This window comes from Actinomadura mexicana, assembly GCF_900188105.1.
Lineage (GTDB): Bacteria > Actinomycetota > Actinomycetes > Streptosporangiales > Streptosporangiaceae > Spirillospora > Spirillospora mexicana.
This window is the reverse complement of sequence record NZ_FZNP01000030.1, coordinates 38,079-47,957: the sequence shown is the minus strand read 5'-3', so window position 1 is coordinate 47,957 and position 9,879 is coordinate 38,079. Positions and strand designations below refer to the sequence as shown.

The 9,879-nt window shown below is 72.0% G+C and carries 9 protein-coding genes and 1 tRNA gene; 6 read left to right on the top strand and 4 right to left on the bottom strand.

Annotated features, from left to right (window positions below; genetic code table 11):
• From CHC11_RS43160 to CHC11_RS39080, 3 genes are all read left to right on the top strand, one after another.
• Positions 1-1,092 (top strand): M4 family metallopeptidase (locus CHC11_RS43160; protein ID WP_245920297.1); only part of this gene is annotated, 1,092 nt, incomplete at its 5' end.
• A gap of 71 nt (positions 1,093-1,163) precedes the next feature.
• The gene (locus CHC11_RS39085; protein WP_218826444.1) at positions 1,164-2,684 is read left to right on the top strand and encodes a M28 family peptidase; all 1,521 of its coding nucleotides are present in this window, start codon (positions 1,164-1,166) and stop codon (positions 2,682-2,684) included.
• A 332-nt stretch (positions 2,685-3,016) separates the two neighbouring features.
• The gene (locus tag CHC11_RS39080) at positions 3,017-3,229 is read left to right on the top strand and encodes a DUF2277 domain-containing protein (RefSeq protein WP_089316950.1); all 213 of its coding nucleotides are present in this window, start codon (positions 3,017-3,019) and stop codon (positions 3,227-3,229) included.
• On the opposite strand, the gene CHC11_RS39075 is transcribed toward CHC11_RS39080, so the two are convergent.
• On the bottom strand, positions 3,226-4,248 hold the full coding sequence (locus CHC11_RS39075; protein WP_089316949.1) for an aspartate-semialdehyde dehydrogenase: 1,023 nt from the start codon (positions 4,246-4,248) through the stop codon (positions 3,226-3,228). The genes CHC11_RS39080 and CHC11_RS39075 overlap by 4 nt on opposite strands.
• 97 nt (positions 4,249-4,345) lie before the next feature.
• A complete protein-coding gene (locus tag CHC11_RS39070) occupies positions 4,346-5,497 on the bottom strand; it encodes an acyl-CoA dehydrogenase family protein (protein WP_089316948.1) in 1,152 nt (383 codons plus the stop codon).
• Between the two features lie 138 nt (positions 5,498-5,635).
• Between CHC11_RS39070 and CHC11_RS39065 the strand changes: the two genes are divergently transcribed.
• Complete coding sequence (locus tag CHC11_RS39065; RefSeq protein WP_089316947.1) at positions 5,636-5,950, top strand: PspC domain-containing protein; 315 nt, start codon at positions 5,636-5,638, stop codon at positions 5,948-5,950.
• Here the strand turns inward: CHC11_RS39065 and CHC11_RS39060 are convergent.
• Together CHC11_RS39060 and CHC11_RS39055 are read right to left on the bottom strand one after the other, a co-directional pair.
• On the bottom strand, positions 5,947-7,275 hold the full coding sequence (locus CHC11_RS39060; RefSeq protein WP_089316946.1) for an MFS transporter: 1,329 nt from the start codon (positions 7,273-7,275) through the stop codon (positions 5,947-5,949). The genes CHC11_RS39065 and CHC11_RS39060 overlap by 4 nt on opposite strands.
• A 95-nt stretch (positions 7,276-7,370) precedes the next feature.
• On the bottom strand, positions 7,371-7,721 hold the full coding sequence (locus CHC11_RS39055; RefSeq protein ID WP_425427384.1) for a metallopeptidase family protein: 351 nt from the start codon (positions 7,719-7,721) through the stop codon (positions 7,371-7,373).
• Positions 7,722-7,744: 23 nt separating this feature from the next.
• Between CHC11_RS39055 and CHC11_RS39050 the strand changes: the two genes are divergently transcribed.
• Both CHC11_RS39050 and CHC11_RS39045 read left to right on the top strand, forming a co-directional pair.
• Positions 7,745-9,397 (top strand): metallophosphoesterase family protein, encoded by a 1,653-nt coding sequence (locus CHC11_RS39050; protein WP_245920296.1) that lies wholly within the window; start codon positions 7,745-7,747, stop codon positions 9,395-9,397.
• Positions 9,398-9,468: 71 nt separating this feature from the next.
• Positions 9,469-9,541: transfer RNA gene (locus tag CHC11_RS39045), tRNA-Glu, on the top strand.
• The last annotated feature ends 338 nt before the right edge of the window (positions 9,542-9,879 follow it).

Here is a 9,879-nt window from a genome sequence, read left to right as displayed (position 1 = left end):
ACCAGCCCGACCTGCAACGGCTCCACCGTCACCGGCATCGGCATCCAGAAGGCCGGCCAGATCTTCATGGGCGGCCTGAGCCGCAAGGTGACGAGCTGGAGCCACGCCCGCGCCCGCGTCGAGACGGTCAACGCGGCGCTCCAGCTGTTCCCCGGCTCGGCCACCGAGTGCAACGCGGTGAAGGCGGCGTGGAGCGCGATCAGCGTCCCCGCGCAGAGCGGCGAGGCGTCCTGCGGCACCCAGCAGAACGACTTCACGGTCACGCTGAGCCCCGGCTCGGGCAGCGCCCAGGCGGGCGGGACGGCGACCGCCACGGTCGGCACCCAGACCACCGGCGGCAGCGCCCAGCAGGTCTCGCTGTCGGCGACGAGCAGCCCGTCCGGCCCGACCGCGACGTTCTCCCCGGCCACGATCACCTCGGGCCAGTCGTCCACCATGACCGTCAGGGTCCCGGCCGGGACCGCTGACGGCACCTACAGGCTGACCGTCCTCGCCGACGGCGCGTCCGTCGACCGCACCGCCACCTACACGCTGACCGTCGGGCAGGGCCAGCCCGGCACCGTCTACTCCGACGACTTCGAGTCCGCGCAGGGCTGGACGACCGACCCGACCGGCGGCGACACCGCCACCGCGGGCCGCTGGGAGCGCGGCACCCCCCAGCCGACCAGCTACTCCGGCACCAACCTGCAACTCGCCGCCGCGAGCGGCAGCGGCGCCCTCGTGACGGGCGCGGCCGCCGGAACCGACGCGGGCACCTACGACCTCGACGGCGGCACCACCAGCGTCCAGTCGCCGGCGATCAGCCTGCCGAGCGGCACCCTGTCGCTGAGGTTCTCCTGGAACCTCGCCTACCTCAACAACAGCTCGACCGACGACTACCTGCGCGTCCGCGTCATCGGCGCGAACGGGTCGAGCACCGTGCTGAACCAGAGCGGCGCCGCGGCCAACAAGGCCGGCGCGTGGCAGACGGCGACGTACGACCTGTCCGCCTACGCCGGCCAGTCCGTCCGCATCCTCGTCGACGCCGCCGACAACGGCACCGGCAGCCTCGTCGAGGCCGGCATCGACAACGTCTCCATCACCAGGGCCTGACCGCCCCCCGCCCGCGGCCCGTGACGGGGCCCGCTCCCCCGTCGCGGGCCGCGCCCCACCTGGAGGAACGCGTGAGATCGCGCATCATCGCGACCTTGGGCGCGGCGGCCCTTGCGGCGTCGGCCCTGCTCGCCCCGTCCGGCGCGTCGGCCGCCCCTGCCACGCCGGCCGCGCCCGACATCCCGCTCGCCAACGTCAAGGCGCACCTGTCCCAGCTGCAGAGCATCGCCACCGCCAACGGCGGCAACCGCGCCCACGGACGCACCGGCTTCCGCGCCTCGATCGACTACGTGAAGGGCAAGCTGGACGCCGCCGGCTACCAGACCAGCGTCCAGTCGTTCACCTACAACGGCGCCACCGGCTACAACCTCATCGCCGACTGGCCCGGCGGCGACACGGGCAACGTCCTCATGACCGGCGCGCACCTCGACAGCGTCACGGCCGGGCCCGGCATCAACGACAACGGCTCCGGCTCCGCCGCGAACCTGGAGATCGCCCTCACCATCGCCCGCGAGAAGTACGCGCCCAAGCGGCACCTGCGGTTCGGGTGGTGGGGCGCCGAGGAACTCGGCCTCGTCGGCTCGACCAACTACGTCGACAGCCTCGCCTCCACCGAGCGGTCGAAGATCAAGAGCTACCTGAACTTCGACATGGTCGGCTCCCCCAACCCCGGCTACTTCGCCTACGACGGCGACGGCTCCAGCGGCAGCGGCGGCCCCGCCGGCTCCGCCCAGATCGAGCAGACGCTGCGCGCCTACTTCCAGTCGATCAACGTGCCCGTCCAGGACACCGCGTTCGACGGCCGCTCCGACTACGGCCCGTTCATCCGGTACGGGATCGCCGCCGGCGGCCTGTTCACCGGCGCCGAGGGACGCAAGACGACCCAGCAGGCGCAGCTGTGGGGCGGCCAGGCCGGCGTCGCGTTCGACCGCTGCTACCACTCGTCCTGCGACACCTCGGCCAACATCGACGACACCGCGCTCGACCGCAACTCCGACGCCATCGCCCACGCCGTCTGGACGCTCGGCGGCGACGGCGGCACCACGGAACCGCCCGGCGACACCGTCTTCACCGACGACCTCGAATCGGGCACCGGCTGGACGACCGACCCGAACGGCGGCGACACCGCCACCGCGGGCCGCTGGGAGCGCGGCACCCCCCAGCCGACCAGCTACTCCGGCACCAACCTCCAACTCGCCGCCGCGAGCGGCAGCGGCGCCCTCGTGACGGGCGCGGCCGCCGGAACCGACGCCGGGAGCAACGACCTGGACGGCGGCACCACCACCGTCCAGTCGCCCGCGATCGCGCTGCCGGCCGGCTCGAAGACCCTGTCGTTCTCCTGGAACCTCGCCCACCTGAACAACAGCTCCACCGGCGACTACCTGCGCGTGCGGGTCGTCGGGCCGAACGGCTCCACGACCGTCCTCAACCAGACCGGCGCGGCGTCCAACCGCGCCGGCTCCTGGCAGACGCAGACCGCGGACGTCTCCGCCTACGCCGGCCAGACCGTCCGCATCGTCGCCGAAGCCGCCGACGCCGGGACAGGCAGCCTCGTCGAGGCCGGCCTCGACAACCTCAAGATCACCAAGTAACCGCAGGCCGGGAGCCGGTTTCAGAGTTTTCCACGGCACCGTTCACACAACTGAAAATCCAGTGGCGGATGGATTCGTTGACACCCCGCCACCCGCCGCGATCCACTCGTGAACAGCCCGACCCCCCACCCCCCAAGGGCCGTTCACCGGCGACCGCACGGGACGATCTCGGCCGATCCGTGCACCGCGAGAAGAGACGGGGCCCGCCCCCCGCCCGAACGCCCCCTCTGGCTGTGCCAGAGGGGGCGTTTTCTGGTTCGCCTCAGCGCAGCCGCACCACCCTCACGACGATGGAGGGCCCGTGCCCGAAGGAGGAGTGCGATGCTAGGAACATGTGCCGCAGTATCAAGACGCTTCGACCGCCGTACTCCGACGACGTCACTGATGAGGACGTGCGGGCGGCGGCGCTCCAGTATGTGCGGAAGATCTCCGGGTTCCGGGCGCCCGCCTCGCATAACGCGGAGGCGTTCGATCGGGCCGTGGAGGAGATCGCGCGGAGCACCGCCGCCCTTCTCGGGTCGCTGGAGGTGCGGGGGCGCGGTTAGCCCTCGGCGGCGATCAGCTCGGCGATCTGGACCGTGTTGAGGGCCGCGCCCTTGCGGAGGTTGTCGCCGGAGCAGAACAGGGCGAGGCCGTTCTCGACCGTCTCGTCGCGGCGGATGCGGCCCACGTAGGTGGGGTCCTGGCCGGCGGCCTGGAGCGGCGTCGGCACGTCCGAGAGGACGACGCCGGGAGCGCCCGCCAGCAGCTCGCTCGCGCGCTCGGGGCTGAGCGGCCGCTCGAAGCGGGCGTTGACCTGCAGGGAGTGGCCGGTGAAGACGGGGACGCGCACGCAGGTGCCCGACACCTTCAGGTCCGGGAGCTCCAGGATCTTGCGGCTCTCGTTGCGGAGCTTCTGCTCCTCGTCGGTCTCGGCGAGGCCGTCGTCGACGATCGAGCCCGCCATGGGGAGCACGTTGAACGCGATCGGGCGCACGTAGACCGACGGCTCGGGGAAGTCCACGGCCGTCCCGGAGTGGGTCAGCCGGTCGGCCGTCTGGACGATCTTGGATGCCTGGTCGTGCAGCTCGGCGACGCCGGCGAGGCCGCTGCCGGAGACGGCCTGGTAGGTGGAGACGACGAGGGCGGTCAGCCCGGCCTCGGCGTGCAGGGGGCGCAGCACCGGCATCGCGGCCATCGTGGTGCAGTTCGGGTTGGCGATGATGCCCTTGGGGCGCTGCGTCGCGGCGTGCGGGTTGACCTCCGCGACGACCAGCGGGACGTCCGGGTCCATCCGCCAGCCCGAGGAGTTGTCGATCACGACGGCGCCGGCGGCGGCGACCTTCGGGGCCAGCTCCCTGGACGTGGTCTTGCCCGCCGAGAACAGCACGATGTCGAGGCCGGTGTAGTCGGCGGCCGTCGCGTCCTCGACCGTGATCTCGGTGCCGTTCCACGGAAGCCTGCGGCCCGCGGAGCGCGCCGAGGCGAAGAGCCGCAGCTCGTCGACCGGAAATCCTCGTTCGGCCAGGATCTCGAGCATCTTGGCCCCGACCTGTCCGGTGGCCCCGACGATGCCGACTCTCATGCCGCTCCCTCGTGTAGATCGTCCGACCTGGCGAGTCTGCCCAGGTCGGATGCAGAACGTCCAGTGAATAACCCTACGCGGAGGGTTCAAGCAATGCTTAACGGAAGGCGTCCAGACCGGTGACGGCCTTCCCCAGGGTCAGCAGGTGAACCTCCTGGGTGCCCTCGTAGGTCAGGACGCTCTCCAGGTTGTTCATGTGCCGGATGACCGGGTATTCGAGGGTGATCCCGTTGGCGCCGAGGACGGTCCGGGCCTCGCGGGCGACGTCCAGCGCGGCGCGGACGTTCGCGAGCTTGCCGAACGAGACCTGCTGCGGGGTCACGTTCCCCTCGTCCTTGAGCCGCCCGATGTGCAGGGCGACGAGGCCGGCCTGACCGAGGGCGACCTCCATCCAGGCGAGCTTCTCCTGCGTGAGCTGGAACGACCCGATCGGCCTGCCGAACTGCTCGCGGGTCCTGGCGTAGCCGACGGCCGCCTCGTAGCAGGACCGCCCGGCCCCGACGGCGCCCCACAGGATCCCGTACCGGGCCTCCGAGAGGCAGCCGAGCGGGCCCTTCAGGCCCCGCACGCCGGGCAGCATCGCCGACTCGGGCAGCCGCACACCGTCCAGCACCAGCTCGGAGGTGACCGACGCCCGCAGGGACAGCTTCCGGTGGATGTCGCTCGTCGTGAACCCCGGGGTGCCCCTGGGGACGAGGAAGCCGCGGATGCCGTCGTCGGTGCGCGCCCACACCACGGCGACGTCGGCGATCGACCCGTTGGTGATCCACATCTTGGCGCCGTCCAGCACCCAGTCGGCGCCGTCCCGCGCGGCGCGGGTGAGCATGTCGCCGGGGTCGGAGCCGCGGTCGGGCTCGGTCAGCCCGAAGCAGCCGATCGCCTCCCCTGCGGCCATCCTCGGCAGCCACTCGTTCTTCTGGTCCTCCGACCCGTACTTGTGGATCGCCGCCATCGCCAGGGACCCCTGGACGGAAACGAAGCTGCGCAGCCCCGAGTCGGCCGCCTCCAGCTCCCGGCACGCCACCCCGTAGGCGACGGCGCTCGTCCCGGCGCAGCCGTAGCCCTCCAGATGCATGCCGAGCAGGCCCAGTCTGCCGAGCTCGGGCGCCAGCTCGCGCGCGGGGAACGTCCCGTCCTCGAACCAGGACGCCAGGTGAGGGGCCACCTTCTCCGCCGTGAAGGCGCGCACGGTGTCGCGGACCATCCGCTCCTCGCCGGTGAGGCGGTCGTCTACGCGCAGCACGTCCATGCGGGGTCTCCTCCGTCCGGGGCCGTCCGCGACGAGGGTACGTCGGGGGCCCGACCCTGACGGGGCAAGGGTCCAATCAGGGACGAATCAGGGCGAATCCGGATGTCAGAGTTACCTTTCGCTGGGCATGATCGAGGCATGGACATGGACAAGACCACGGGCAAGCAACTCCGCCGCACGAGCGAGGGACGCATGATCGCCGGCGTGTGCTCCGGCGCCGGCCGGTTCCTCGGCGTAGACCCCAACCTGCTCCGGATCGGCCTGGCGATCTTCACGGTCTTCGGCGGCGCCGGCATCGCGCTCTACGCGATCGCGTGGCTGCTCATCCCCGAGGAGGGCGCCCAGAAGTCGGTCGCCGAGGACCTGTTCAAGAAGGCGAGCGACTCGCCGAAGGTCCAGGACGCGATGCAGAAGGGGAAGGACGCGGTCAACAAGAACCGCACCCACGTCTAGGACGCCGGGATGCCGGACAGCTCGTCGCCGCCCCCGGCGGAGGGGGTGACGACGACGGGTTCGACATGCTCCCGCGCCCCCGCGATGACGCCGCCGCGGACCTGGTTCCAGCCCAGGGTCAGTATCGCGGCGGCCGACAGGCCGACGACGCCGGCGAGCGCCACCACCGTCTCCGGCCCGAGCACCTGGGCCGCGGCGCCGCCGACGAGGATGCCGACGCCCTGCCCGGCGAGGATGCCGGACTGGGCCAGCCCGAACGCCTGCCCCCGTCCCGACGCCGGCACCGCCCCCACGAAGGCGGTGTTGGCGGCGAGCTGGTAGGCGCCGCCGACGCCCGACAGCGCCCACAGCGCCACGACGCACCACAGCGGCGGATGCGCGCCCGCGCCGATCAGCGGCAGGCACGCGAGCATCGACATCCACCCCATGACGTGCAGCCGGCTCGCCGGACGGACGAACCGGCTGAACAGCAGCGAGCCCACCACCATCCCCGCCGGCATCGCCGCCAGCAGCAGCCCGGCCGTCACCGCGCCGCCCCCGAACGTCGCCGCGTACGGGACGGCCAGGCCCTCGGGGATCACGTAGAACGCGCACAGCCACGCGAACAGCACCAGCGACCGCAGCACCGGGTCGCCGAACACGAGCCGCACGCCGTCGCGCGTCCCGCGCCACAGCCCGAGCGACTGGGGCTCCCTGCGCCGCTGCGCGGGCCGCCGCCGCAGCCCGCCGATCAGGACGACGGCGGACGCGCCGAACGTCAGCGCGTCCAGTCCGAGGGCCTCGTAGGTACCGACGACGGCGACGGCCGCGCCGCCCACGAGGAAGCCCAGCACCTGTGTGATCTGCTGGGTGACGCTCGCTATCGCCGACCCCGCCACATAGCGGTCGCCTTCGAGCACGTCCGGCATGACGGCGGCGCGGGCGGCGGAGAACGGCGTCCCCAGGAGCACCGTCAGGAACACCAGCCCCGCGAGCCCCGCGACCGGCATCGGCACGAGCGCCATCACCGCCACCAGCCCGGCCCGCAGGACGTCGCAGACGACCATGACCGTCCGGCGCGGGAACAGGTCGGCCAGCCCGGACAGCACCGGCCCGCCCACGATCGGCGGGAGGTAGGTCAGCGCGTACATCAGCGCCGTGAGCAGCGTCGACCGGGTGTGGTCGTACACGAGCACCGCGAGAGCGACCTGCGCGAGCTGGTCGCCGACGAACGACAGGGCCTGCGCGAGCCAGAGAGCGCGGAACTCCCCCACCGCGAACACCTCGCGGTAGGTCGCCTGCTCACCCGGCGGACGACGATGCCGGCCGGTCTGCCTTCCCGCCACGCACGCTCCAGTTCAGCCCGCCCGGTGCCGGGCGCCCTCCCCTATTAACTCACGCTGCGTGGCAGTCGCGTGACCTACAGTGCGCATTTCCCGGATCAATATCCGAGTTCGTGCAGCCGCTCGTCGTCGATCCCGAAGTGGTGCGCGATCTCGTGTACGACTGTTATCCGGACTTCTTCCACCACGTCCTCCGCGGTGTCGCAGATCCGGAGGATCTCGTGGCGGTAGATCGAAATGTGATCGGGCAGGACGGCCCCGTACCAGTCGCCCCGCTCGGTGAGGGGGATGCCCTGGTACAGGCCGAGAAGGCCGCGCTCCGGCGCATCGTCCTCCACGACGATGACGACATTGCGCATGTGGGCGATCAGCTCGGGCGGCACACTGTCGAGAGCCTCCGCCACGAGGTCCTCGAACGCCTCTCGCGACAACTCCATCACACCGATCATTCTGCTCGACAGAAGGGGAACACGTGCCCAAGGTCCGCGCCGCGTCGACCCAGGCTCTCGCCGCCGCGCGCGCACAGGCCGCGCGCGCCCGCGCCGCCTGCTCGCCCGTCACCCGCCGCGCCCGGCCCGTCCTCACCAGCCGCTGGACGCGGTTCTCCCTCGTCGTCATCGTCGGCCTCGCCGGCGGCTACCTCGGCCTCCTCGCCGGCGGCAGCTACGTCACCCCCGTCGGGCCCGCCGACGTCCAGCTCACCCTGCACCCGTCCCTCCACGGGGGGACGACGCTAAAGCTGCCCCCGCTCGGCTCCCTCCGGCTCGACACCCACGGGGGACCCGTCTCCCTGGAGGCCCGCCTCACCGACCTGCGCCCCGACCAGGCCAAGAAGCTGATCGAGGACGAGACCGAACTCGACCGCCTCACCGACCAGATCGCCGGCCAGCTCCGGCACGGCCTCGCCGAGCTCCTCCTGCGCGCCGTCCTCATCGGCCTGGCCACGAGCTTCGTCGCGTCCCTCGCCCTCTTCCGCTCCTGGCGGCGCGCCCTGCTCGGCCTGGGCTCCGCCGCCGGCGGCCTCGTCGCCGTCACCCTCATCACGTGGGGGACGTTCAACCCCCAGTCCATCGCCGAGCCCCGCTACACCGGCCTGCTCGCCAACGCCCCCCAGGTCGTCGGCGACGCCCGCAGCATCGTCGAGCGCTTCTCCGCCTACCGCGCCCAGCTCGCCCGCCTCGTCGGCAACATCTCCGAGCTGTACGCCACCACCTCCACCCTGCCCACCTACGAGCCCGACCCCTCCACCATCCGCGTCCTGCACGTCTCCGACATCCACCTCAACCCCGCCGCCTGGAACGTGATCAAGTCCGTCAGCACCCAGTTCAAGGTCGACGTCATCGTCGACAGCGGCGACCTGATGGACCACGGCAGCAAGCCCGAGGACAAGTTCGCCGACGAGATCTCCGCCCTGAAGGTCCCCTACGTCTACGTCCGCGGCAACCACGATTCCAGGGCGACCCAGAAGGCCGTCGAGCGGGAGAAGAACGCCATCGTCCTGGACGGCGCGACCCGCGAGGTCGCGGGCCTGCGCATCTACGGGCTCGGCGACCCCCGCTTCACCCCCGACAAGAGCACCCGCGACGACTACGTCGGCGGCGACCAGCTCCGCGCCGAGGGCCTCCGGCACGCCGACGGACTCCGCAAGGCGGGCAGACTCCCCGACCTCGTCGTCACCCACGACCCCACCGAGGGCGAGGGCTTCTCCGGCGTCGCCCCCATGGTCCTCGCGGGCCACGCCCACGCCCGCTCGACCAAGCTCCTGCCCACCGGCACCCGCCTCTTCGTCCAGGGCTCCACCGGCGGCGCCGGCCTCCGCGGCCTCGAACACGAGGAGCCCACCCCCATCGAGCTGTCCGTCCTCTACTTCAGCCGCGCCAGCCACCGCCTCCAGGGCTGGGACGACCTCCGCCTCGGCGGCCTCGGCCTCACCTCCGCCCAGATCGAGCGCCACCTCGAACCCGCCCCGGACCGCACCCTCAGGCTCCAGCCGCCGGCCGCGTCCCCACCCGCGTCCCCGACGTCCCCGTTCCCCTCGGAGTTCCCGTCCGACTGGCCGTCCCGCACCCCGTCCCCCACCCCGTCCTCCACCGCCACCCCGTCCCGCTCCCCCTCCCCGAGGTAACCGTTTGCGCGCCGCCCCGCCGCGTCCTCTAGACTTGGCGAGTCGAGTGGCGCCCATCTCCGCCACAACGGGCCCCCTTCGTCTAGCGGCCTAGGACGCCGCCCTTTCAAGGCGGTAGCGCCGGTTCGAATCCGGTAGGGGGTACGCCGTAGACCGGCGCGCGATCCCGTTTCGGAGGTCCCGATCGCCGCAGCCGCCGCGTCGTGCTGGGTGCCGACGATCTCGGACGTGATCGTGACTTCGCAGTCCATGAGGCCGGTCTTCCGGTCGTAGCGCATCCACAGCCGGAACACGTCCAGCAGCCGCCGCAGCACCGGCAACGGAACCCGCCCCAGATCGATCGCTCCGGCCGGGAGCAGATCCAGCAGTTCAGGGTAGGGGCGCGGGGGCGCCGTACTCCGGACTTCTCGTAGCTTGGCTTGTGCGGCTTCCAGGTCGGCGGCGATCTGAGCGGCGCGTTCGTTGATGTTCTGGGCGAACGC

Excerpts from the sequence above, each read along its gene's own strand:
- CHC11_RS39080 (WP_089316950.1), top strand. The coding sequence starts at position 3,017 with ATGTGCCGCAGTATCAAGACGCTTCGACCGCCGTACTCCGACGACGTC.
- CHC11_RS39075 (WP_089316949.1), bottom strand. The coding sequence starts at position 4,248 with ATGAGAGTCGGCATCGTCGGGGCCACCGGACAGGTCGGGGCCAAGATG.
- CHC11_RS39070 (WP_089316948.1), bottom strand. The coding sequence starts at position 5,497 with ATGGACGTGCTGCGCGTAGACGACCGCCTCACCGGCGAGGAGCGGATG.
- CHC11_RS39065 (WP_089316947.1), top strand. The coding sequence starts at position 5,636 with ATGGACATGGACAAGACCACGGGCAAGCAACTCCGCCGCACGAGCGAG.
- CHC11_RS39055 (WP_425427384.1), bottom strand. The coding sequence starts at position 7,721 with ATGATCGGTGTGATGGAGTTGTCGCGAGAGGCGTTCGAGGACCTCGTG.